The sequence below is a fragment of the Bacteroides sp. genome (genome assembly GCF_019417265.1).
In the GTDB taxonomy this organism is placed as follows: domain Bacteria; phylum Bacteroidota; class Bacteroidia; order Bacteroidales; family Bacteroidaceae; genus Phocaeicola.
The window spans coordinates 1-24,501 of record NZ_DXVR01000036.1 but is presented as its reverse complement, the minus strand read 5'-3'; the positions used below and the strand labels follow the sequence as shown (position 1 = coordinate 24,501).

Annotated in this window: 19 protein-coding genes and 1 tRNA gene; 7 read left to right on the top strand and 13 right to left on the bottom strand. The window is 41.8% G+C overall.

Annotation, left to right across the window (positions count from 1 at the left end):
• Window positions 1–251: 251 nt before the first annotated feature.
• The 9 genes from QZ379_RS06350 to QZ379_RS06310 all read right to left on the bottom strand — a co-directional run bounded on the left by QZ379_RS06350 (window position 252) and on the right by QZ379_RS06310 (window position 8,599).
• A complete protein-coding gene (locus QZ379_RS06350; RefSeq protein ID WP_291561699.1) occupies window positions 252–1,586 on the bottom strand; it encodes an ABC transporter substrate-binding protein in 1,335 nt (444 codons plus the stop codon).
• Window positions 1,587–1,598: 12 nt separating this feature from the next.
• Window positions 1,599–2,390 carry an ABC transporter permease gene (locus QZ379_RS06345; protein ID WP_291561717.1) on the bottom strand — a complete coding sequence of 264 codons (792 nt, stop codon included), beginning with the start codon at window positions 2,388–2,390 and terminating at the stop codon, window positions 1,599–1,601.
• 2 nt (window positions 2,391–2,392) lie between these two features.
• Window positions 2,393–3,193 (bottom strand): ABC transporter permease, encoded by an 801-nt coding sequence (locus tag QZ379_RS06340; RefSeq protein ID WP_291561688.1) that lies wholly within the window; start codon window positions 3,191–3,193, stop codon window positions 2,393–2,395.
• Window positions 3,194–3,219: 26 nt separating this feature from the next.
• A complete protein-coding gene (gene potA, locus QZ379_RS06335) occupies window positions 3,220–4,617 on the bottom strand; it encodes a polyamine ABC transporter ATP-binding protein (protein ID WP_291561706.1) in 1,398 nt (465 codons plus the stop codon).
• Window positions 4,618–4,809: 192 nt separating this feature from the next.
• A complete protein-coding gene (locus tag QZ379_RS06330; protein ID WP_291561678.1) occupies window positions 4,810–5,079 on the bottom strand; it encodes a PqqD family protein in 270 nt (89 codons plus the stop codon).
• A 176-nt stretch (window positions 5,080–5,255) separates the two neighbouring features.
• The gene (locus tag QZ379_RS06325) at window positions 5,256–6,182 is read right to left on the bottom strand and encodes a hypothetical protein (protein ID WP_291561663.1); all 927 of its coding nucleotides are present in this window, start codon (window positions 6,180–6,182) and stop codon (window positions 5,256–5,258) included.
• Window positions 6,183–6,187: 5 nt separating this feature from the next.
• On the bottom strand, window positions 6,188–6,643 hold the full coding sequence (locus QZ379_RS06320) for a S24/S26 family peptidase (protein WP_291561649.1): 456 nt from the start codon (window positions 6,641–6,643) through the stop codon (window positions 6,188–6,190).
• Between the two features lie 2 nt (window positions 6,644–6,645).
• Window positions 6,646–8,316 carry an ABC transporter ATP-binding protein gene (locus QZ379_RS06315; protein ID WP_291561638.1) on the bottom strand — a complete coding sequence of 557 codons (1,671 nt, stop codon included), beginning with the start codon at window positions 8,314–8,316 and terminating at the stop codon, window positions 6,646–6,648.
• A 13-nt stretch (window positions 8,317–8,329) separates the two neighbouring features.
• Window positions 8,330–8,599, bottom strand: a complete 270-nt coding sequence (locus QZ379_RS06310; RefSeq protein WP_291561630.1) for a hypothetical protein — start codon at window positions 8,597–8,599, stop codon at window positions 8,330–8,332.
• A 134-nt stretch (window positions 8,600–8,733) separates the two neighbouring features.
• Here QZ379_RS06310 and QZ379_RS06305 point away from each other — a divergent pair, with 134 nt between their 5' ends.
• Window positions 8,734–11,244 carry a Smr/MutS family protein gene (locus tag QZ379_RS06305; RefSeq protein WP_291561628.1) on the top strand — a complete coding sequence of 837 codons (2,511 nt, stop codon included), beginning with the start codon at window positions 8,734–8,736 and terminating at the stop codon, window positions 11,242–11,244.
• Between the two features lie 24 nt (window positions 11,245–11,268).
• Window positions 11,269–12,474, top strand: a complete 1,206-nt coding sequence (locus QZ379_RS06300) for an L-serine ammonia-lyase (RefSeq protein ID WP_291561625.1) — start codon at window positions 11,269–11,271, stop codon at window positions 12,472–12,474.
• Between the two features lie 76 nt (window positions 12,475–12,550).
• On the opposite strand, the gene QZ379_RS06295 is transcribed toward QZ379_RS06300, so the two are convergent.
• The 3 genes from QZ379_RS06295 to QZ379_RS06285 all read right to left on the bottom strand — a co-directional run bounded on the left by QZ379_RS06295 (window position 12,551) and on the right by QZ379_RS06285 (window position 14,236).
• Window positions 12,551–13,015, bottom strand: coding sequence for a MaoC family dehydratase (locus tag QZ379_RS06295; protein ID WP_291561623.1), 465 nt, complete (start codon window positions 13,013–13,015; stop codon window positions 12,551–12,553).
• Between the two features lie 115 nt (window positions 13,016–13,130).
• Complete coding sequence (locus tag QZ379_RS06290) at window positions 13,131–13,343, bottom strand: hypothetical protein (protein WP_291561621.1); 213 nt, start codon at window positions 13,341–13,343, stop codon at window positions 13,131–13,133.
• A 26-nt stretch (window positions 13,344–13,369) separates the two neighbouring features.
• The gene (locus QZ379_RS06285; RefSeq protein ID WP_291561619.1) at window positions 13,370–14,236 is read right to left on the bottom strand and encodes a DMT family transporter; all 867 of its coding nucleotides are present in this window, start codon (window positions 14,234–14,236) and stop codon (window positions 13,370–13,372) included.
• A gap of 948 nt (window positions 14,237–15,184) precedes the next feature.
• On the opposite strand from QZ379_RS06285, the gene QZ379_RS06280 reads away from it, so the two are divergent.
• From QZ379_RS06280 to QZ379_RS06260, 5 genes are all read left to right on the top strand, one after another.
• Window positions 15,185–17,188 (top strand): class I SAM-dependent DNA methyltransferase, encoded by a 2,004-nt coding sequence (locus QZ379_RS06280; RefSeq protein ID WP_291561617.1) that lies wholly within the window; start codon window positions 15,185–15,187, stop codon window positions 17,186–17,188.
• A 29-nt stretch (window positions 17,189–17,217) separates the two neighbouring features.
• The gene (locus tag QZ379_RS06275; RefSeq protein WP_291561615.1) at window positions 17,218–18,231 is read left to right on the top strand and encodes a virulence RhuM family protein; all 1,014 of its coding nucleotides are present in this window, start codon (window positions 17,218–17,220) and stop codon (window positions 18,229–18,231) included.
• An 85-nt stretch (window positions 18,232–18,316) separates the two neighbouring features.
• Window positions 18,317–19,552: a restriction endonuclease subunit S gene (locus QZ379_RS06270; RefSeq protein WP_291561609.1), complete on the top strand. Its 1,236-nt coding sequence runs from the start codon at window positions 18,317–18,319 to the stop codon at window positions 19,550–19,552.
• Window positions 19,553–19,652: 100 nt separating this feature from the next.
• Window positions 19,653–20,495, top strand: a complete 843-nt coding sequence (locus tag QZ379_RS06265; RefSeq protein ID WP_291561599.1) for a Bro-N domain-containing protein — start codon at window positions 19,653–19,655, stop codon at window positions 20,493–20,495.
• Between the two features lie 14 nt (window positions 20,496–20,509).
• Window positions 20,510–24,244, top strand: coding sequence for a DEAD/DEAH box helicase family protein (locus QZ379_RS06260; protein WP_291561583.1), 3,735 nt, complete (start codon window positions 20,510–20,512; stop codon window positions 24,242–24,244).
• Between the two features lie 168 nt (window positions 24,245–24,412).
• Here QZ379_RS06260 and QZ379_RS06255 read toward each other — a convergent pair.
• Window positions 24,413–24,499: transfer RNA gene (locus QZ379_RS06255), tRNA-Ser, on the bottom strand.
• Between the last annotated feature and the right edge of the window lie 2 nt (window positions 24,500–24,501).

The window sequence follows — 24,501 nt, the reverse complement described above, 5'->3', positions numbered from 1 at the left end:
CACGAAGGTATGCGAAAGAGACATGCTAGTCAATACGCCAATTTTGGAAGCTTACCGATATTACCGGAACGATGTCTTTTCTTTCTGATAAACATAGTTAAAAAAACTTTTGCGTCACCAAAAATTAGGTAACGCAAAGATACAAAACATTGTTTATCAACGAGTTATAAAATACGTATTTTTTGAGTGACGAAGTCAGGAAAAAGGAGGTTAAAAAACCTCACTTCAATTTACCTTTGATTAGAATTAAATCATCTATGAGCATGATGCTTTCTTTTCCTTTTGCTCTGATTGCGTCTGTTCCTGTATTTCTCTATCTTTTTATAAGAAACATAAATCACCAGTGCCACTAATGTAAGAAGAATGAATATCACCAGTCCTCCTCCAAGATTATCACCCTTAACGTGCGACCACATATCGAGCACAGCCTGAGTCCTTTCTCCAGAGTCACGGATTATAGCACAACGGGCTACAACTGCACTATCGGGATACTGTATAGGGTCTATCTGTATATGTTCAGCTCCCGGACCGAAGAAATATGACAAGTCTGAAAAACTTTCAAGTGTAGTATCAATCTTTTCCTCAAGGATTTCGGGTGTTGCCACGGCACTTACATAACCTATGGTTTCCATATTTGCCAACGCCACATCCTGACGACAAAGATAGTTGATGAAATAACTTGCTGCTTTTCTGTTGCGTGCATATCGTGGGATTACCCATCCGTCAAACCATACGTTACTTCCTTCTTTCGGCACTTCATATCCAAGCTCCACTCCTATTGCCTCTGCTTCTTCTATTGCCCACACAGCGTCACCGCTCCATGTCATATTCAGATAAGCCTTGTTTTTGGTCATCATCTCCTTACCGAAATCGGCCTCCCATCCGGCAATGTTAGGTTTCAGCTCCTTCAGATACTTTTCTGCAGTAGCAATAGCATCAGGCGAATAGTTATTCATAAGGTCTTCAACCTTTATCTCTCCCTTTGCCAGTGCATCACGGTTAGCATATATCACAGCAGTACCGTAGGCATCCCTGTAACTGTCTTTCATGAGTAACTTATTGCGGAACTTACTGTCCCACAAAGAATGCCAAGTACGTGCTTCTTCATCGAAAACATACTTCTTGTTATAAAGTATTCCTGCTGTTCCCCACATATAACCTACAGCATACTTGGAAGCAGGTCTTCCTGGGAATCCTAACTTGTCTATTTCTCCTTGAATATACGGTGATATATTATGAATATAGTTCGGAGTATTGCCGAAAGCCGTATCTATAGGCAGAAGCAGGTCTTTCCTTAACATTCTTTCTATAATGTATTCCGAAGGGCAAACCACATCGAAATCTTCCTTACCTCGCTCTATCTTGGTAAGCATAATCTCGTTTATATCGAATGTCTGGTATACTATTCTTACATCTTCACCTGTCTGTTCTTTATACCATTCAGGAAAGGCAGCAAGCACTTCCTCGTCGATATAATCTCCCCAGTTGTAGATTTTCAGAACATTTTCACGTTCCTCTGTGTTGTAACATCCTGTAAGTAGGAACACAGAAAACAGTGTCAGAAATATTGTATAAAGTCTTTTCATAATGAAATATCGTTATTTTGCGTTCTTCTTTCCAGCACGGCGGTTTATCATAATGAGCATAAACAGCACGATGAGGAATATAATGGTTGACAGCGGACGAAGTTCCGGTGTAAGTCCACCTTTTCTTGCATCGGAGTAGATATATGTAGAAAGAGTTTCAAGCCCTTCGTTGCCTATTGTAAATATGGTAACAGCAAAATCATCAATTGATATTGTGACTGCAAGCATGAAACCGGCTATCATCCCTGGCAGAATTTCAGGAATGATGACTTTTCTTAATGCCTGCCCCGGAGTAGCTCCAAGGTCAAGTGCCGCTTCGTAAAGATTAGGATTCATCTGTTTCAGACGTGGCAGAACGCTGAGTACAACATAAGGAGTACAGAAAGCTATATGTGCCATAAGCACTGTGCCATATCCCTGATGTATGCCTAAAGATACGAAAAGCAGGAACAAAGAAACACCCATGATTATATCACCGTTCAATATAGGTATATTGTTGATGAAAGACACAACCTTACGCTGTCTGGCACGGAGATTGAACATACCGATAGCCGTAACGGTTCCTAAAATAGTTGAAACTACAGCCGTAATCAGGGCTATGGTAACTGTATTCCATAGAGCATTAACCAAAGAATGATGAGTGCCATGGATAAACAGATTCTCGTATAGCTTAGTAGAAAAGCCTGTCCAGTTTCCAAGAACTTTAGCTTCCGTAAAGGAATATATCATTATTATGATTATAGGCGAATAAAGTAGAAGAAGCAACAACCAGAGATAACCGTGACATAGTACTTTCTTTATAATACTTACCATATGGCACCTCCTTCCTTCTCCTGATTGTCGTCAGAAGCAAAAAGTGTTGCAGCACCGATAAGGAACAGCATAATGAGCGAAAGTGCGGCACCGTAGTTCCACATACTGTTGTTAATGTTCTCCTGAATTGTTGTACCGAACAGTTTTATATTATTCATAGTCAGCAACTCAGCTATGGCAAATGTGGAAATAGTAGGCATAAATACCATCAGTATACCGCTTGCCACTCCAGGCATAGACAGCGGAAGTATGGTTTTGGTAAAAACCTGAAAAGGAGTTGCTCCAAGGTCTTGAGCAGCCTCTATATAACTGCGATCCATCTTTACAAGGGTATTATAGATGGGGTAAATCATAAACGGAATGTAGTTATACACCATACCGAAAATCAAAGCTCCCTCACCTAACGGTATACGGAAGAAATCGAACAGCGCCACAGTGGCAAGGGTACGAATCAGGATGTTTACCCACATGGGCAGGATGAAAAGCATCACTACTATCTGCGAATAGCCTGACTTAAGCCTGCTGAGGATGTATGCGGCCGGATAGCCCAACAGGATACATATAAGTGTGTTGATTATGGCTATACCTATGGAATAGACAAATGTGTTCACCGCCTCCGGATGTGACATGAACTTACTGAAATTGGCAAAAGTAAAGTTACCGTTCTCGTCGGTAAATGCAAATGCCACAATCAATACAAGTGGAAGGACTACAAAAAAGGCCGAAAAAATGATGTACGGCAGTGTCCAACTCTTACGTGAAGTAAAAAATATACGAATGTTACTTAGTTTCACCTCGTTTCCTGTTAATAGTTAGTTATTTATTGTTTTCTGCGTATAGATATGCGTTCAGCCGGAATACTGATACCTACATTGTCACCATTATCCCAGATATCATCCGTATCGACATACACCGGTTCATCCCAATCGGAATCAACAGTAATGTGATAATGATTACCCTTGTAAAGGATGAAGCTTATACTTCCGGTAAGTGTTCCGTCCTCCTGATTGTCGTCGAGTACAATTCCTTCAAAAGGAACTTCCACAAAGACCTCAGTACCGGTTTCCATACCGGATGTAGCTTCCTGGCTACATTCAAACTCGCAGCCAAGGAACTCTACGTGGGTTTCGTCGATTATTTTTCCTTCGAAAGTATTGCAAACCCTTTCCTTCTTCATTATATGTATGTCGTATGGCTTTACCAATAGTCCTACTTCGGAACCAACTTCAAAATGATGATAATCCTGAACTACAAATTCAAAACCGTTTGCCTCAACCAGTATTTCGTAATGCACTCCCTTGAAAATGCTTGACGTAACCTTACCTCGGAACTGTGCGGATTCGTTTACAGGGAATATGTAGAGGTCTTCCGGACGTATAACCACATCAACAGGTACATTGTCGCCAAAACCTTCGTCTACACATTCCGCCTCGACACCGGCAAAACTAACAAGGCGGTCGTGTATCATCACTCCGTTAAGAATGTTACTTTCACCTATAAAGTCTGCCACAAATGAGTTGACAGGTTCATTATATATATCCGTCGGAGTTCCTATCTGCTGAATTCTTCCCTCGCTCATCACTACTATGGTATCGCTCAGGGTAAGAGCTTCCTCCTGATCATGAGTAACATAAACGAATGTGATACCCAGGCGTTTATGCATCTCCTTCAGTTCCATCTGCATGTCCTTGCGCATCTTGAGGTCAAGAGCTGCGAGCGGTTCGTCAAGAAGAAGTACGTCAGGCTCGTTCACAATGGCACGGGCTATGGCCACACGCTGCTGCTGACCGCCGGAAAGAGAGTTTACATCGCGATATTCATAATCGTTCATGGTCACCATCTTAAGGGCATTCTTCACCTTGCGCATGATTTCATCCTTAGGCATCTTCTTCAGTTTCAGTCCGAAGGCTATATTGTCATAAACATTAAGATGCGGGAATAAAGCATATTTCTGGAATACTGTATTGACTGGACGCTTATGGGGCGGTGTCTGGGTAATCTCCTTACCGTTAATTGTTATAACACCTTCCGATGCAGTCTGGAAACCAGCCAACAGACGGAGCAACGTTGTCTTACCGCAACCTGAAGGTCCCAATATAGTTACGAACTCGCCTTTGCGGATATAAAGGTTGATATCGTCAAGGGCTACCTTGTCATCAAAGAATTTTGAGACGTGTGAAATCTCAATAATATTATTTACCGATTCTTGCATTTCAATATTAAAACTCTAACCGGATGCAAAGTTACTGCTTTTTTGCATAAATAAACGTCATAAAGCGATTTTTATGCTAAAAAAATAAGTTATCACGCAAATATATACCTAATTATTAAGAATATATTGCAAAAAAATGCATATATACCTCTATAATCAAGGCATATATGCACTTCACAGTCTGAGCAGAACTTATGTTTATTCTTCTATCAGACCTATCGACACCCAGTCATCGAGCAAGCGGCGTGCATCCTGCAATGCCACACTGCGTTCTATGTCGTATCTGTCCAACAACAAATCTACCATAGTTTCCAAATCAAACTCCCTGTTTGAGATATGCTCCCAGATATAGGCAGCAGAGGTGTTTAATGTAACTATCTTATTGAAATCTATCTGTTCAAGACCTTCACCCGAAATAATCTTCTCGCCTGCCAATTCACGCAGTACGAATCCTTTCTTTATTCTCATATCTTTAGCGTTTTAAATTTATATCTAATTATTAATCATGTTTCACCTATATATTCGACATCATAAAATGAATGAACACGCATCTTCGTCTGCTGACAGCTGTCAGCAGAGAGATTTGTACGACCGTCTTTATTATAAACGGGAGAATGAGTAGGGCAGTCATACAAACTTATTCATCATTTCACTGTGTTATAGCATAAATATGCAGCATCTGCATCAGGAAGACACTCCAGATGATATATTCCTACCGACTGTATAATGCCGGACAGAGTTTTGTGAAGTCCGTCGGCCATCACCCTGTTCCATTTCATTGACGAAGCAGACGGAGCAAGTGCGGCATAAGCCTGCACACCGGACAATCGTCTGATAGCGTTATGCGGAGCCTGACTAAGTCTGACTACAGCACCGAGAGCCGCACGCTCATTACGATAACACGGTGTCTTGCCGCTCCACGGAGAACCATATACCATAACCTCGCCATTATCTTCTATCCTTACCACAGGATTGTCGTCATTAAGCAGTCGTGTACCTTCTATATTGTTCAGCCATAATCTGGAATGTGTACTCTTTCCTGTTCCGCTCTTTCCGAGGAAAACATATCCCTTTCCTTCCTTCACAGCCACAGATGCGTGTATCAGAAGTGTATTTCTTCCGGCTGTGAACAATGCATACAGCAGCATAAGAGCATTATTGAGTACAAAAAGTCCGTGATTTCCACCATTACATACTCCGGCATACAACTTACATACACTACTGTCTTTCCCCGTCGCAAGTATTCCTCCCTGCTCCCTCATCGCACGATTCAGGGCTATACCGAAGATACTTTCGCCATCGCTTCCGGACATGACAGAGATAAATGCTGTATCGTCATCAAACTCTGCAAGCATTGCGGAATTCTCCACCAATTCGTTTCCTGCGGATTCTATATTGACATCCAGACAGAAAACATTATCGGAGAGTGTTCCGTCGACAAGACTCTCGACCTCCGCTTCCGATTCAAGGAACGGAGTGTAGTTATCCACGCCCGTCCAGAGTTTAGACTCTTCGGGCATACATAAATAAAACCTGTGTCCTCCTACTATATATGAATTAAGTTTCTTCATCTTGCCTATATCAATTTTATAAATACTCGTCTGTAAACAGCCAGCAAATAACGTCTTACAGGCAACATCCTGCGCCAAAGCGACGACATAATCACCCACGATTTTGAATCGGGATTACATCTGCGGCCTTTTCTTATCACCGTAACGGTTTTTCCACAAAGCCTGTTCACATGGCAATGCTCCGTTCCGCGTATGTTACCGTCACCCATGAGTGTAACAATACCGGTATCAGAAATGTCTATTATCCGATGAAGCACATAAGCGCCATTATGAAGATGAGCTAATGCTATATCCCCAACGCGAGGCACACCATAAGGCTTGAGAACAACGCTGTCCCTCTCGCCTACAATGAACGGCAGCATACTGTTACCTTTTGTCATCATCGTAACAGATGTGCCTTGCGAGAGAAGCCTTTCCACCTCACCTAAAAGTATTTCGTTGGGCAAAACCAGTTTCTTCATATTCAATTCCTCCCCACATTTACCACATTCTCGCACCTGTCGGCTATTTCCTTGCGGTGAGTTATAAAGACAAGAGTCTTACCGGCATAGTTATCCGTCAGCCTATCCATAAGTTTGCGTTCTGTTTCCGCATCAAGGGCCGATGTAAACTCGTCAAGCAGCATTATACGTCCGTCGCTGAGCAGTGCCCTTGCTATGGCTATGCGCTGTGCCTGCCCCTCGCTCAATCCTTCACCACCTTCACCGCACATAGTTTCAAGTCCGTCTGGCAAATCGTAAACAAACTCGGCTGCAGCCATATATATCGCCCTCTTGATATCTTCTTCGGATATATTTCTTTTTCCTCCGGTCAGATTTTCACGTATAGTTGCACTAAGCATACTGTTTCCTTGGGGCACATACACTATTCCATTTCTGTAACGGGCTGAAACATCTACACTTTTGCCCTCCTCATTATAAAGAATTACGTTTCCGCTTTCCGGTCGAAGCAGCCCCAACATAAGCCTCATCATAGTACTCTTGCCTGCACCCGTCTCACCCATAATAGCTGTGGATGTACCGGGACGGAAATCATATGTGAAATTCTGCAATATCTTTCTGTTTCCGTCAGGATAGCCAAATGTGACATTCTCCAGCCTTACACCGTCAGACTTGAACACCTGAACTTCTTCTTCCTTCAGAATTACGTCTTCCTGTTCGGCATTATATACTTCCATAAGTCTTTCGCCTGATGCTATCGCATGTATCATAGCCGGCAGACGACGGCTCATATCGGCCGTGGGACGCTGAATCTGCCCTACAAGCTGCAAGAAGGCGGAAAGCATACCAAAAGTAACTACTCCATCCTGCATGCGGTGAACTCCCCAGATAAAGGCAGTGAGATAACCGGCACTGAAACCGACCATTATCACAGCGCGCGATGACATGGAAAACCTGTTACGCTTCATAACCTTTTCCATCAACGTATTCTGCGAGTTCACAAGACGGTTCATTACATAACCTACCCTGCTTAACGCTATTATAACAATACGTTTCTGAAGCGACTCCTGCAAGACCGACTGTACCCGGGAATCGGACTTGCGGATATCAGCTGTAAGTTTTTTTATACGACGTGCCATTATAGCAGCCAGCATTAAGAACACAGGAAGTATGCATAATACCACCCATGCCAGTCCGGGGTTCATACTCCAGAGGAAAACAAAGGCAGACACAAGCTGAAACGAAGTAATGAAAGCCCCCGGAACAAGATGACACAAAGTATCTGCAATAACTCTGACATCCTCCTCCAGACGGTTCACCACATCTCCGGTATGCCATTTCTCCTTACCGTTCCATCTGGCATTCAGAGCCTTGCCAAATACACGGCAGCGCAAGTCATTCCTCACCCGGGCCTCAGTACGGACATCTATATATCCCTGAGCCACGGAGCAAAGCATCTCCATAGCAAGTGTCAGAACGAGCATTACCACATATCGCATAAGGCTTCCGTCCGATCTGACTGCCGTATCTATCATCTCTTTGCTCACCCATATGAAAGACAAGGATGCAGCTATTCTTATCATGCCTAACAACACAGAGGCAGACACCGGGATTCTGTATCCTGATGTCTGCCTGTACATCCACGAGGCCGTAGCTGCCGCACTGCCCAATATCTTTCTGTCAAACCATTTCATGCGATAGAAAGGATTACCAACGTATTATTCCTATTTCCTCCCAATGATTCATCAGTTCGAGAGCCTCTTCTATAGCTCGTGCATAATCCATTCCGAATCTGCTGCACAACATCGAAGCTAAAGTATCTTCATCAAACTCTTCTTCGCCAATCTCACTTATCAGATACACTGCTTCATCACTGAGAGGGGTAAGCATATCATATTCCGACGCATCCATATCAGCCCCTCCAAGAACATAACCGTCGGCACTTTTTTCTATTTCTATATCTTTCTTCAGTTTCATCTTTTTATACCTATATTCTTCGGGACGCAAAGATAGTTAATTTATTCAAAGATTGCAAGATGATATATTTGAAATGCAACGTCATTATACTACCTTTGCAACGTTTTTTAAAAAGAATAAATACATACACAGACATGATATATCCTCTGAATTTTGAGCAGAAAATAGGGTTCGACCAAATACGCACACTCATCAAGAACAAATGCCTCTGCGCTTTAGGGCATGAAAAGGTGGATGAGATGAACTTCTCGGATGATTTCGACAACGTAAATTCATTGCTTGACCAGGTAATGGAGTTCACACAGATTATACAGGGAGAGAATGAATTTCCAAGCCAGAACTTCTTCGATGTACGCCCTTCTCTGAAGAAAATAAAAATAGAAGGAATGTACATGAACGAAGCAGAACTGTTCGACCTGCGACGCTCACTGGAAACTATCAGAGAGATAATCCTCTTCCTGCAGAAAGATGATGAAACCGATGATGACGGCAATTACACCAACAACCACTACCCTAATCTGAGAAAGTTAGCCGAAGACATCATGGTTTTCCCTCAGCTCACAGCAAAAATCAACAACATACTCGACAAATTCGGCAAGATAAAGGACAATGCATCTCCGGAACTTCTCAGTATCCGCCGCGAACTGGCATCTACAGCCGGAAGCATATCGCGCAGCCTTAACTCTATCCTCAGACAGGCACAGGCCGAAGGATATGTGGACAAGGATGTCACTCCTACCGTGCGCGACGGACGACTCGTGATACCTGTAGCACCGGGCATGAAGAGAAAAATCAGAGGTATAGTGCATGATGAATCGGCTACGGGAAAGACTGTCTTCATAGAGCCTGCCGAAGTGGTGGAAGCCAACAACAGAATCAGAGAGCTGGAAGGCGAAGAAAGAAGGGAAATCATCAGAATACTTACTGAATTTTCAAAAGAGATACGTCCGCATGTTCCTGCAATATTGGTGTCATACGAGTTCCTTGCCAAAATAGATTTCATAAGAGCCAAGGCTTTGTTCAGCATCGACATCAAGGCTACAAAACCTGCAATGGAGAACAGCAGGACAATAGACTGGTTCGATGCCATACACCCGTTGCTGAGAATAAACCTCGAGAAACATAACAAGAAGGTAGTACCGCTGGAAATAGCCCTTAACAGCGAAGACAGAATACTGCTTATCTCCGGTCCTAACGCCGGAGGTAAATCCGTGTGTCTGAAAACAGTGGGACTGCTCCAGTATATGCTGCAATGCGGAATACCCGTACCGATGAACGAACGCAGCCATGCAGGTATATTCAGCAGTATATTCATCGACATAGGTGACGAACAGAGTATCGAGGACGACCTCAGTACCTATTCATCACACCTTACGAACATGAAGAATATGATGAAATACTGCAACGACTGCAGTATCATCCTGATAGACGAGTTCGGTGGCGGTACAGAACCCCAGATAGGCGGTGCGATAGCGGAAGCCGTACTGAAACGATTCAACAACAAGAGGACTTTCGGAGTAATAACCACTCACTATCAGAACCTGAAGCACTTTGCCGAAAACAATGAAGGCGTAATAAACGGTGCCATGCTGTACGACCGCCATGAGATGAGAGCACTGTTCCAACTTCAGATAGGCAATCCGGGAAGCTCATTTGCAGTGGAAATTGCACGCAAGATAGGTCTTCCGGAAGACGTTATTGCCGATGCATCGGAAATAGTGGGAAGCGAATATATTCAGAGCGACAAATACCTGCAGGACATTGTACGCGACAAGCGTTACTGGGAAACCAAACGCCAGAACATACGCAAGCGTGAAAAGCAGATGGAAGATACCATTGCCCGCTACGAAAAGGAAATGGAGGAACTGGCCAAGAGCAGGAAGGAAATCCTGAAAAAGGCCAAGGAAGAGGCTGAGAAAATTCTTCAGGAATCGAATGCCCGCATAGAAAACACCATCCGAACCATCAAGGAAGCACAGGCCGAGAAGGAACGTACCCGTATGGCAAGGCAGGAACTGACAGACTTCAGACGCGAGGTGGAAGAACTGGAAAAGGCTGCCATGGAAGAGAAGATAGCCAGAAAGATGGAGCAGCTGAGAGAGAAGCAGGAGCGTCGCAAGGAAAAGAAAGAAAAGAAAGCCAACGAAACCAAAGAGCCTGTCATCCCTAAAGTAAAACCTATCAACACGGGCGACTATGTACGCATAAAGGGACAGACCAGCACCGGTCAGGTGATTGAGATAAACGGCAAGAACGCAGTAGTTATGTTCGGACTCATGAAGACAAACGTAAAAACCGAACGTCTGGAACATGCTGATACGCCTAAGCCATCGGCTGCAGTTCCGGCAAAGGCAAGTTTCGTAAGCAGTGCTACACAAAGCAGCATGTACGACAAGAAACTCAACTTCAAGCACGAGATAGACGTAAGAGGTATGAGAGGCGACGAAGCAATACAGGCCGTGACATACTTCATAGACGATGCCATTCTTGTGGGAGCCAAAAACGTAAGAATTCTTCACGGAACAGGTTCCGGAATACTCCGCACTCTGATAAGGCAATATCTGGCTACAGTACCGGGAGTGTCAAGTTTCCACGACGAACACGTACAGTTCGGTGGTGCCGGAATAACAGTAGTAAACATATAATGATATAACAAACCAACATAAATAATGAAATCGATTAAAGAATTATATAGAATAGGTACCGGCCCGTCAAGCAGCCACACTATGGGACCGCGTAAAGCAGCAGAGATGTTCCTCGAAAGACATCCGGAGGCTGCATCATTTCAGGTTATACTCTACGGAAGTCTGGCAGCTACCGGAAAAGGGCACATGACAGACGTAGCCATACTGGACACCCTGCAACCTCATGCACCGGTGGAACTGATATGGAAATCGCACGTATTCCTGCCATTCCACCCTAACGGTATGACCTTCAAGTCACTGAATGCAGACAAACAGGTGACAGACGAATGGACAGTGTTCAGCGTAGGTGGAGGTGCCTTGGCAGAAGAAGGCAAAGCCAGAAGTGTATCAAAAGATATATATGACATGTCGAGCATGAGCGAGATACTTGCATGGTGTAAACATACAGGAAAGAGCTACTGGGAATATGTGGAACAATGCGAAGGACCTGAAATATGGGATTACCTGGCCGAAGTATGGGAAACCATGAAAGCAGCCATAGCGAGAGGACTTGATGCAGAGGGTGTACTTCCCGGACCGCTTAACCTCCCGAGAAAAGCCTCATCATACTACATCCGTGCAAAAGGATATAAAGACTCATTACGCTCACGCGGACTGGTATTTGCCTACGCACTGGCTGTAAGCGAGGAAAATGCTTCCGGCGGAAAAATCGTCACTGCACCTACATGCGGTTCCTGCGGAGTAGTTCCGGCTGTACTGAAACATTTGCAGGAAAGCCGCGAATTCAGCGATGCCAGAATATTACGCGCTCTTGCCACTGCCGGATTGGTGGGAAACATTGTAAAACACAATGCTTCAATCTCTGGAGCAGAAGCAGGATGTCAGGCGGAAGTCGGTGTGGCTTGTTCAATGGCCTCTGCTGCGGCAAGCCAATTGTTTGGCGGTAGCCCTGCACAGATAGAATACTCTGCCGAAATGGGGCTCGAGCACCACCTCGGAATGACTTGCGACCCTGTGTGCGGACTCGTCCAGATTCCTTGTATCGAAAGAAATGCCTATGCCGCCGCAAGAGCGCTCGATGCCAATATCTATTCAGCATTTACAGACGGGCATCACCGTGTATCGTTCGACAAGGTAGTCGAAGTTATGAAACAGACCGGTCACGACCTTCCGTCATTATATAAGGAAACAAGCGAAGGCGGTTTGGCAAAGAACTACCAGCAGATGTAAAAAACAAAACAAGATGAAATAAATAAGGGTTAAATAGTCCGACACCGAACTGTTTAACCCTTTATTTATGAACTTATTAATTGAAGTAATAAAGGAAAGTAGCAACTCCTTCAAGAGCTTTCTTCTTCTGGTCCTTTATTTCTATAGTGAATTTAATTTCAGCTTTTGCAACTCCACGAAGATTTACCAATGACTGAAGGTCTGCAACCAAACGTACACTCTGACCTGAAAGTACTGCCTGACCGAACTTCATCTTGTCCATTCCGTAGTTTACCATCATCTTCAGATTATTCACTTCGATAATCTGATTCCAAAGATAAGGCAACAATGACAATGTAAGATATCCGTGAACGATTGTACTCTTATATGGACTGTCAACTTTAGCTTTCTCTACGTCAACATGTATCCACTGATGGTCCAGAGTAGCATCTGCAAACTGATTGATACGTTCCTGAGATACTTCCAACCACTCTGAAACACCAATCTGCCGTCCTACCAACTTCTCAAATTCTTCATAAGAGTTAATGATAACTTTTTCCATAATATCTAATTCATTATTATTTAAAATTTCATATGGCAAAGATACTAAAAACTTAATGAATAAAGACAAGAAGCAGACAAATATTACACATAAAAGCGATTTTTGTGCAATATTTTCATTGATATTTACCAGTTAATCTCTTAGGAGAACCATGCCATGAGCATCCAAGACAGTAAACTTCAGTCAAATCGAACCCTTCAAGACTTTCATCCGGATATTTTGGAATCACATTATGATTATCATCTACATATATCAGACGACGTTCGCTCTTTTCATTTTTCACATACATGGATGATATCTTACACTGTGGACAAAGTAGTTTTTTCATATTCAAAAAACAATATGGTTTATAAATCAATGCTTTTTCAGAATAATTATTGTTACAGCAGAAACTATAAGCATTATACCTATAGCTATTGATACTGTAAATGTTTCTCCAAAAACAGCTATACCGACAACTACCGCAGTAACAGGCTCCATGGCTCCCAATACAGAAGTTCTGGTGGCTCCTATATACTTAATAGCCTCTATAAGTGTCAAATTTGAAACTATAGTTGGTATAATGGCAAGCAGCAACAAGTTTCCTGCTGTGGTATAATCAGGAATCGGATGCATGTTCCCGGTTGAGAGCATACCTGCCAGTAGAATTATCGTACTGAAAAGAAACACATAAAAAGTAAGTTTCAATCCCTTCAGACTTTGGTTCTTACGCTGTCCTACTGCTACAAGATATAAAGCATATCCTACAGCAGAGATAAGTACAATCACTACTCCCAACAAATCAGTTTCACCTTTCGAATCTGAATATGAAAGAGAATATACCCCGGCTATAGCCATCAGAATAGCCAAAGAACGAGCGACAGAATTCTTCTCGCGAAAGAATAACATCATTATCACAGTAGTTACAACGGGATACATAAAATGTATGGTAGTAGCCACACCCGACGGCATGAACTTATATCCCCAAAGAAGAAACACGGAAGATATGATATAGAAGGATGAAAGCAACAGAAGCGTTGGCAAATCTGATTTCTGAATACCGAAAGAAACTTTCCTTATCTTTAAAAGGACAGCCAACGAAATAGTGGCAAAAAGAAATCTGTAAGAAATGACATTCATAAAATCCATACCATGCTGCATAGCCGGAATGGCAAAAAGCGGAATCAGTCCAAAAGAGGCAGACGAGATTATGCCATAAAGAAATCCGTTAAGTTTATTCATTACAATATTATATTAACACTATTATCAAACGGCTGCAAAGATAGATAATTTACTCAAATTACGATTATAATGGCAAGACTTTGACTTATATATACATTTATGAAATAGTCTTTTACCTATAAAGGCTTTGAGGATCAAACATAAACCGACCGAAAAGCTTCAAATATAAGAACACATGGCTGTAAATTACTTTTTGTCAAAATGATATTCTCACCTCTCTAAAAATCGTAAAAACAAGACCAAAGTATGAAACGGTTACAAAACCGGGATTCTCAGCGGACTTAATAATTTCAAAATGAAAGATATTTTCTTATATAAGCACCAATATCACCCCCCAAATACAGTATTGACATCATAACAGCATGATATTTTTAAAATAAACAACATAACAACAAAAAGAAAAGTCCTTATTTGAAGCTGAATATAGATTGAAAAACAAAAAAATTAATTACAATTTCCGCTTCAAAATAAAATTTGCCAATACCTTTGATAAAACGTCGAAGCGTTTTTCTAAAATAACAAGACATTTTGATTTAAATTCCTAATCATTTCAAGTGCTACTTCCCTTAACAATCGACCTCGATTTTAACAATTCCCACACAATAAATTATTATATCAAAAACCATAATATAGTCAGCTATTAACTTTTTATTCTATTTGATAAAAACCACAAGAAAGTACAGTCAGGAAAAACATCAAATACAAATCATTTTCACACATAAGCCCTTAATACGCTATCTTTTTATCAAATAACAGACACTAATATTATCCCTCCTATAACATTAAAGCACTATCAGATTTTCAATTCCTATAAAAAGCATCTATATTTGTAACAATAGCATAAATAAGATAGGCCGTACCTCGGAATTAAAAGTTGAAAACCATGTTTTTCACTTTGTACTTCACTCGGTTTGTGCTATCTTTGACAATTAATAAAAAAACAGAAATATGAGCGGAGAAGACTTACAAAGACAGACCTCTATAAATATACAGGAAAAAGCAAACCTTATCTGGGCCATTGCCGATAAGTTAGTAGGATTATACAAGCCTCACGAATACGGAAAGGTAATCCTGCCTATGTGCGTGATAAAGCGTTTTGAAGACACTCTTGCACCGACAAAGGATGCCGTTATCAAGATGAACGAAGAGCTTGAAACCAAAGGCATAGCCGTAAAGAAAGGTTTCCTTGAAGCCGCGGCTAAACAGAAGTTCTATAACACCAGCAAGTTTACTTTCGATATATTGCTTGCCGATGCGGACAACATCAAAGACAACTTCGAGAATTACCTCAACCATTTCTCCGAGAATGTGATTGACATAATCAACCGCATGGACTTCTACAACGAAATCAAGAAGATGGACGACAACAACCGTCTTTACCTCGTCATCAAGGAGTTCTGTTCAGCAAAAGCCTATCTCGGTGCGGATGTGGTTTCGGCTGTAGATATGGGATATATCTTTGAAGAGCTTGTCAGAAAGTTCTCCGAATCGTACAACGACCAGGCAGGAGCACACTTTACCGCACGCGATATCATCTATCTCATGAGCGAACTGCTTGTAGGCGAAGATGAACAGAAAATGAAAGACGAAGGCATCGTGGCATCCATATACGATATGGCAATGGGAACCAGCCAGATGCTGGCCTGTCTTGACGAGAGATTCCGCAAGATAGACCCCGAAGCCGAAATTACATGTTACGGTCAGGAACTCAATCCGCAGACATACGGTATTGCCAAAGCCGATATGCTTATCAAGGGCGGTAATGCCGACAATATGCGCTTGGGAGATACTCTTGGCGATGACCGGTTCAAAGGCTATCAGTTCGACTATATCATATCGAACCCTCCTTTCGGTATCGACTGGGAAGCATCCGAGAAACGTGTGAAAGCCGAAAACGATATGGGTGAAGCTGGACGTTTTGCTCCGGGACTGCCTGCAAAAGGCGACGGACAGATGCTGTTCATGCTAAACGGTGTGGCGAAACTGAAGGAAGAAGGACGTATGGCTATCATCCAGAACGGTTCTCCTCTGTTCAAAGGCGATGCAGGAAGCGGCGAAAGCGAAATCAGAGGTTATCTGCTCGAACACGACTGGCTGGAAGCAATCGTTCAGCTGCCTAACGACCTGTTCTATAATACAGGTATCGCCACATACATATGGGTAGTGAGCAAAAACAAATCGGAAGAACGCGCAGGAAAGGTTCAGCTTATCGACGCAAGCAAATGCTTTGAGAAACTGCGCAAGCCTCTCGGCAACAAGCGTGTGGAAATCACCACAATATGCCGCGAACTCATAATGCAGGCTTATCACGATTTTACCGATTGGGAATACACCTCCAAGCTTAATCCGGAACTGAAAGTAGAAAGCAAGGTGAAAGATGTGAATGATTTTAAGTTTACGAAACTCACCATCAACCGTCCTTTGCGCTTAGAGTATAAGGATATTCATTTCAATGAAACCACTGCTGAAAACTATAAGGAAGCCGACAGAGCCTTATTGAAAGAAGTTGCCACATATTGGGAAAACAATATGCATAACCATGTGGGATTCCCGGACATAACTTTCTTCCTCGAACTGAAGAAAGCCAAGATAAAAGTTCCTCAGGGAAAGGTCGCCCTATTGAGAAACTATTTCGGCAAGCGCAATCCCGATATGATGGAGGCATACGTGAAACCTGTTGACCGGGAAAGCGGATTTGCTCCCGACCCTGAACTGAAGGACAGCGAGATTATCCCTTGGAAAGAAGACATTACGGAATACCTCGACAAGAACGTACGTCCGTATGCTCCCGACTTCTGGTACAACGACTCCGAAAGCAAAATCGGTTATGAAATACCTCTCACCCGCGAGTTCTACAAATACACTCCGCTAACACCAAGTTCTGTGATATTTGATGAACTGAAAAAGCTGGAAGAAAAAGAATCGGAACTGATGTCCAGGATATTAGGGTAAGCAGATATAAATCCGCATAATAACAGACCATGAACGAGCAGCAAAACAACGGAAATATAATCCTCTACCAGACAGAGGATGGCAAATCAAGGATAGAAGTGACTCTATGCAATGATACGGTTTGGCTTACAGCCGACCAGATGGCAGAGCTGTTCCAGCGAAACAAATCTACCATTTCCCGTCATATTAAGAATGTATTTGAGGACGGAGAGTTGAATCCGGACTCAACTGTTGCATTTTTTGCAACAGTTCAAAATGAAGGCAACAGAAGTGTCGAACGAAATCTTGCTTACTATAACCTTGACATGATAATCAGTGTAGGTTATCGTGTCAAGTCACACCGTGGAGTACAGTTCAGAATATGGGCCACAAATGTCCTGCGTGAATATCTTGTAAAAGGATTTGCCATGAACGATGATTTGCTGAAAAGAGCCGGAGGAGGAAACTACTTCGACGAACTGCTAAGCCGTATCCGCGACATACGTTCCTCGGAAAAGGTATTTTACCGCAAGATACTCGAAATATATGCCCTGAGTATAGATTACGACCCGCGTACAGAAACTACCATGCAGTTTTTCAAGACTGTACAGAACAAGATGCACTACTCTGTTCATGGACATACAGCAGCCGAGATTATTTACGAACGTGCAGATGCTGAAAAAGATTTCATGGGACTTACTTCATGGACAGGAGCTTTGCCAAAACGCACCGATGCTGAAACAGCCAAGAACTATCTTTCTTCAGATGAATTGGATACTCTCAATAGAATAGTCAGTCTGTATTTGGATTTTGCAGAACTTCAAGCCAAATCGCATAAGCCGATGTACATGAAAGACTGGATTCAGAAGTTGGACGATTTTCTAAAGCTTTCCGGAAAAGAGCTTTTAAGCCATGCCGGAAAGATTTCTGCCGAACTTGCAAAACAGAAAGCGGATACGGAGTACGACAAGTTTAAAGAAAGGACAGTTTACAGCCTTTCACCCGTAGAGATTCATTTTCTTGAAAACTTTGAAAAGGAGCAGAAGAAGCTGAAAGACAGATAGATTATCAGTTGGTTAGTAGCACTAACCAACTGAACATGAAAGGTATTGATTACTCATATTATTACGAACAGGAAGATTGATGGTTATGGAAAATAGATACGATAAATATAAAGATAGTGGAATTGCTTGGATTAGGGAGATTCCGGAGCATTGGGAGGTAACTTCGTTCAAAAGAAAAATCACTATTAATAATGGGAAAGATTATAAAGATTTTTTGGATGCAGAAATCTATCCTGTAATTGGCTCTGGAGGTTGTTTTACATATTGTTCAAACTATATGTATGATGGAGAAGCTTTATTGTTGGGTAGAAAAGGTACAATAGATAAGCCTTTATATGTAAAAGGTAAATTTTGGGCTGTAGATACAATGTTTTATGCTATACCACATACAGATTTAAATTGTAAATTTGCATATTATCTTGCACTGATGTTCCCTTTTAATCTTTATTCAACATCTACATCGTTACCAAGTTTGACGCAAACTGATTTAGGTAATATACTTGTGGCTTTTCCATTTATAGATGAACAACAATCCATCGCCACCTACCTTGACCAAAAATGTAGCGAAATAGACGAACTGATAACTTTGCAAGATGAAATGATAACCAAACTGCAAAGCTACAAGCAATCTGTCATTACCGAAGCTGTAACCAAAGGTTTGGATAAAAATGTCCCCCTAAAAGATAGTGGTATTGAATGGATTGGGGAGATTCCGGAGCATTGGACATCCACAGTATTTAAAAAGTTTTTGTCAGAGACAATGCAATATGGCGCAAATGAACCAGCTGAAGAATGTAATTATAATGACCCAAGATATATAAGAATAACAGATATAAAGGATGATGGAACTTTAAGAGATGATACTTTTAAATCTTTACCTTTAGAAAAGGCTAAAGAATATATGTTAAATAAAGGTGATTTGTTATTTGCAAGAAGTGGTGCAACAGTTGGAAAGACTTTTTTATACAAAGAAGATTATGCTGCTTGTTTCGCTGGCTATCTAATAAAAGCCAGATGCAATAAAAATGAACTTCTACCTAATTTTGTTTTTTATTATACACTTTCAAATGTGTATCAAAACTGGAAAAACAGCATATTTATTCAATCTACAATCCAAAATATTGGTGCAGACAAATATTCAGTAATGCCTATTATTGTTCCATCTCTCTCCGAGCAACAATCCATCGCCAACTACCTCGTCCAGAAATGCAGCGAGATAGACGAACTAATCTCCATAAAACAGCAGAAGATTGAGAAACTGAAAGACTACAAAAAATCATTGATTTTCGAGTGTGTAACCGGAAAAAGAAAGGTAAGCTAATCTCAAAGTGCCAAAGAAAAGGAGTCAAAGAGCCAAAATGGCACTTTGGATGGCACTTTGAAAATCAATATCTGGTATCAAACCTATAAAACCATGAATTATGACTAAAAAAGAGGCATTACAAATATTTGAAAACAGAAAAGTTCGTACAATCTGGGATGATGAACGGGAAGAATGGTACTTTTCAGTAGTGGATGTTATCGCTGTTTTGACTGATAGTGCAGACCCTGCAAATTATTGGAAAGTATTAAAAAACAGGCTAAAAAAAGAAGGAAACGAAACCGTTACAAATTGTAACCGTTTGAAAATGCGTGCAGCTGATGGCAAGATGAGATTGACCGATGTAGTTGAAACCCAGCAACTTTTCAGGCTTATACAGTCCATTCCCTCACCAAAAGCAGAACCGTTCAAACAATGGATTGCACAAGTAGCTAAAGAGCGTTTAGACCAAATGCAGGATCCGGAACTGTCTATCGAACAGGCTGTCAGGGATTATCGTCAGTTAGGATATTCCGAAGAATGGATTAACCAACGTCTGAGAAGTATTGAAGTACGAAAGGCACTGACTGACGAATGGCACAGGGGTGGCATTGAAGAGGGAATACAATATGCTACACTCACCGATATTATCACACGCTCGTGGAGCGGCAAAACTACAAAAGAGTATAAATCTTTTAAAGGACTGAAAAAAGAGAGTTTAAGGGATAATATGACGAATATTGAGTTTGCTCTGAACACCCTTGCAGAAGCTTCCACGACAGAACTGTCTAAAAATCAGAATCCTAAGGGATTCGCCCAAAATGCCCAGGTCGCAAAACAGGGAGGAAGTGTTGCCAAAGCTGCACGTGATAAATTGGAGTCTCAATTGGGCAGAAGTGTAATTTCTTCAGCTAAAGCAGATGATTATCTGCTTCCAAATCAAGAAACTGAATCTGAAGACTAATAATAGATATAACCATGAATACCACAGACTTAAAGGAAAAGAACTTTGAAGCCGACATAGAACGATACCTTATTACAGAGGGCGGATATATCAAAGGCAATCAGGATACATACGACAAGGACAGGGCTATAGATATGCCTGTACTTATCTCCTTTATAGAAAAGACACAGCCTAAGCAGTGGAAACGCTATATAACCAAGTATGGCGACAAAGCCGAGAAACAGCTGTACCGTGTTTTTCAGGATGATGTGTCGCGCTACGGACTGATTTATGTTCTGCGCAAGGGTATAAGCGATGTGGGTATTAATATCAAGTTCTGCTATTTTGCTCCGGCCTCGATGCTGAATGATGAGCTTGTGGCAAATTACGATGCGAATATTCTCACTGTGACACGCCAGTTTGCTTATTCCAAGCTGAACAAGAATACCATCGATATGGTACTCTCGTTGAACGGTATTCCGGTGGTGGCACTCGAACTGAAAAACCAGATTATGGGTCAGAATGTGGAAAACTCGAAAAAGCAATGGCGTGAGGACAGAGACCCAAAGGAACCGCTGTTTCATTTCAATAACCGTATATTGGCATACTTCGGGGTTGATCTGTACGAAGCAGTTCTTACTACAGAACTTAATGGTGAAAAGACTTTCTTCATCCCTTTCAATCAGGGCTCAAACGGAGCAGGTGAAATGGGAGGTGCAGGAAATCCGGAACGTGAGGACGGTGGATATGTAACTGCCTATCTGTGGGAAAAGGTTTTGAGCAGGGATATGCTGCTTTCCATTCTTCAGCGTTATATATCCCGGCAGGAGGAAGAGAAACTGAAGATTGATGTTGACAAGCACGGCAGGGAGAAAGAGATTACGGAAACTTCGGTGAAGATAATCTTCCCTCGTTATCATCAGTTGGATGTGGTGGAAAAGTTAGTGGCCGACACTTATTTTGCAAACGTTTTGCAAAACCGTTGCAAAGAAGATACAAGATATGATTTGGCTGCCGACGAAAAGACGAAATACTATTCACTGAAGAAGCCGCACGGAAATAATTATCTTATCCAGCACTCGGCCGGTTCGGGAAAATCGAACTCTATAGCATGGCTCACTTATCGCCTTGCAGGACTACAGAATGCGGAGATGAAGAATATGTTCAACAGTGTGTTTGTCATCACCGACAGACGTGTGCTGAACAAGCAGCTCCAGAGTACAATCCTCGGATTTGACCATATAGACGGGCAGATAGAAACCATTACCGATTCTGACAACTCGGAGAAACTGGCAAGAATCATCAACGATGATAATACAAGGATTGTCATCACTACCCTACACCGTTTTCCGGTTATCTATAAGGAACTGACAAGCCGCAGCGGCAAGAGATATGCCATCATAGTGGACGAGGCTCATTCTTCACAGTCGGGCAAGAGTGCGGAGAAACTGAAGGCTGCACTTGCGGATACGGACGAAGCATTGCGAGAATATGCTGAAATAGAAGAGATTGAGGCTGAAGAACTGGAAAAGAAAAAGGATGCACTTATGGAGGATTTGCTGGCGCAGGGGCAGCACAACAATCTGTACTTCTATGCATTTACGGCAACTCCAAAGCCAAAGACTCTACAGACTTTCGGTGAGCTGGCCGAAGAAGGTGAAAATCCGGAAGACAACAAATATGTGGCTTATCATAACTATTCCATGCTACAGGCTATAGAGGAGGGATTCATAAAGGATGTACTGAAATATTATACCACTTATGAAACTACTTACGAGATTGCCAAGCGCATAGAGTCCGATCCTTCGTATGAGGAAACTCCTGCCACACGTGCCATAAAGGCTTTCCATGATAACCATCAGCATGTGATAGCTCAGAAAACGGCTATCATAGTGGAGAAGTTCAGGGAGGTGACACTCAATGCCATGCTTGGAAAGGCAAAAGCTATGGTGGTATGTTCCTCGCGTGCTCATGCAGTACGTTATTTCCTGGAAATCAAAAGGTATTGTCAGGAAAACAATATAACTGATGTAAATCCTATGGTGGCTTTCTCCGGTACGGTATCGTATGAGGGAGTGGAATATACAGAAACGAAGTTGAACTCCACTGACGGACGAAACATTTCGGAAGCCAAACTGCCTTTGTATTTCGCTTCGGACTTATATAATATGCTGGTTGTTGCAGACAAATATCAGACAGGATTCGACGAACCTCTGCTGCATACAATGTTCGTCGATAAGAAACTGAAGGACGTAAAGGCTGTGCAGACACTCTCGCGCCTGAACAGATGGCAGAAGGACAAGAAAGATACATACGTGCTCGACTTCTGCAACAAGCCGGAGGATATTAAGAAATCATTCGAACCGTTCTATAAAGGTACTGAGCTGATAAAGCCTGTTGACGTGAACTATGTATATACTTTCAGAAAGGACATACAGATGTTCCAGCTATGGACAGAGGGTGACGAACAGAAATTCTATGATTTGCTGCAAAATATCAGCAAGCAGAAGGAACGCCTTGGAGCTTTGTCGAATGCGTTCAAGAGCACTATTGACAGATATGGAGCTTTGGACGAGGAGAAACAGTTTGAGGTAAGGTCGAAAATCAAGAACTTTGTCCGTTTCTATTCTTATATGGCACAGATAGCAAGAACATACGATAAGGAACTGTACAAAGCATACGTATATGCCGACTATCTGTATAGACTGCTGCCTAAGAACGCCAAGGAAAGAATAGACCTGAACAAACAGATTATGCTGGTAAACTCCAAAATATCTGAAGGAGAAACAGTTTCCATCCGTTTGGGTGACGACAATAAACCGATAAAAGGTGAAAATCCAAAGGCAGGAAAACCAAAAAACGACAATGAGGATTTGCTGAGCCGTATCATTGATAAAGTAAATATCATGTATCAGGGACAATTCTCAGAGGCAGACCGTGTTATAGTAGAATCCATCTACGATAAGATGGTCACTACAGCCAAAAAGAAACTGACCAAACAGGCGAACAATACGGATGAAAAGCAATTTGAGGAAAGTATCTTCCCTCAGATATTTGATGAAGTGGCAAGGGGTTGTTATGTGGAACAGATGGACTCTTTCGCCAAGTTGTTTGAAAACAGTGATTTCTACCGTAATGTCATGACACAGATGGCAAAGGTGATGTATGAAAACTACAAGAAAAAGGAAGATGAAATACCGTTTATACCGGAACTGTTCAAGCAGAAATTACTGTCAGATGTAGAAAGTGAGTTTGCCGACTTGAAGCAGTTCATGCCAGATTTCAATTCAGTAGCATCGTGCTTTATTAATGTATTGAAGGCTCAAACTATATCTTCTATAGATGGAGCAAACGAGCTGTTACTTGATTCGTTTAACAGACTTTACTGTCTGGAAGGAATGAAACTGGTTGACAAAAGAAGGCATTTCAATACCATTGTGACAAAATATGAGGTGTTTCTGAAAAAAGTATATTATTTGCTGAACGGTAAGGAAATGGTAAATGACAAGGATGAGAACAGTATGCCTACATTCATAAATTGTATATTCTCACTCAGCTGTCTGAGAGGCCTAAAAAACAATACGGATGAAAGGTATCATAAGTTCTATGATTATCTGGAATTAGTAAAGCAATGGAGAAACAGCGAGTCGCATAATGCTCCGGACGCATCAATGCAGGAACTCAATTCCGCAATTCATATTGTTTCTACAATGTATCTTTGGGTTGTTTCACAGAATATGAAGAGCCTGAATTTTGCTATAGGCAAATAATAGATAAACTGAAGATTAATTTTGTTCTCTCTGCTACAATTTTGTGACGGAAAAAATTTCTGTAGCAAAATTGTAGCAGAGTTTTATTCTATGCCCTTTCTACTCTATATTAGAAATATATAAGAAACAAAAAAGCTCCATAATCAATTGATTACAGAGCTTATTTTGCGGAAGCTGGGGGATTCGAACCCCCGGAACGGTTACCCGTTCGGCAGTTTAGCAAACTGCTGGTTTCAGCCACTCACCCAAACTTCCAA

Excerpts from the sequence above, each read along its gene's own strand:
- QZ379_RS06350 (WP_291561699.1), bottom strand. The coding sequence starts at position 1,586 with ATGAAAAGACTTTATACAATATTTCTGACACTGTTTTCTGTGTTCCTA.
- QZ379_RS06330 (WP_291561678.1), bottom strand. The coding sequence starts at position 5,079 with ATGAGAATAAAGAAAGGATTCGTACTGCGTGAATTGGCAGGCGAGAAG.
- QZ379_RS06325 (WP_291561663.1), bottom strand. The coding sequence starts at position 6,182 with ATGAAGAAACTTAATTCATATATAGTAGGAGGACACAGGTTTTATTTA.
- QZ379_RS06320 (WP_291561649.1), bottom strand. The coding sequence starts at position 6,643 with ATGAAGAAACTGGTTTTGCCCAACGAAATACTTTTAGGTGAGGTGGAA.
- QZ379_RS06315 (WP_291561638.1), bottom strand. The coding sequence starts at position 8,316 with ATGAAATGGTTTGACAGAAAGATATTGGGCAGTGCGGCAGCTACGGCC.
- QZ379_RS06310 (WP_291561630.1), bottom strand. The coding sequence starts at position 8,599 with ATGAAACTGAAGAAAGATATAGAAATAGAAAAAAGTGCCGACGGTTAT.
- QZ379_RS06305 (WP_291561628.1), top strand. The coding sequence starts at position 8,734 with ATGATATATCCTCTGAATTTTGAGCAGAAAATAGGGTTCGACCAAATA.
- QZ379_RS06300 (WP_291561625.1), top strand. The coding sequence starts at position 11,269 with ATGAAATCGATTAAAGAATTATATAGAATAGGTACCGGCCCGTCAAGC.
- QZ379_RS06295 (WP_291561623.1), bottom strand. The coding sequence starts at position 13,015 with ATGGAAAAAGTTATCATTAACTCTTATGAAGAATTTGAGAAGTTGGTA.
- QZ379_RS06290 (WP_291561621.1), bottom strand. The coding sequence starts at position 13,343 with ATGAAAAAACTACTTTGTCCACAGTGTAAGATATCATCCATGTATGTG.
- QZ379_RS06285 (WP_291561619.1), bottom strand. The coding sequence starts at position 14,236 with ATGAATAAACTTAACGGATTTCTTTATGGCATAATCTCGTCTGCCTCT.
- QZ379_RS06280 (WP_291561617.1), top strand. The coding sequence starts at position 15,185 with ATGAGCGGAGAAGACTTACAAAGACAGACCTCTATAAATATACAGGAA.
- QZ379_RS06275 (WP_291561615.1), top strand. The coding sequence starts at position 17,218 with ATGAACGAGCAGCAAAACAACGGAAATATAATCCTCTACCAGACAGAG.
- QZ379_RS06270 (WP_291561609.1), top strand. The coding sequence starts at position 18,317 with ATGGAAAATAGATACGATAAATATAAAGATAGTGGAATTGCTTGGATT.
- QZ379_RS06265 (WP_291561599.1), top strand. The coding sequence starts at position 19,653 with ATGACTAAAAAAGAGGCATTACAAATATTTGAAAACAGAAAAGTTCGT.
- QZ379_RS06260 (WP_291561583.1), top strand. The coding sequence starts at position 20,510 with ATGAATACCACAGACTTAAAGGAAAAGAACTTTGAAGCCGACATAGAA.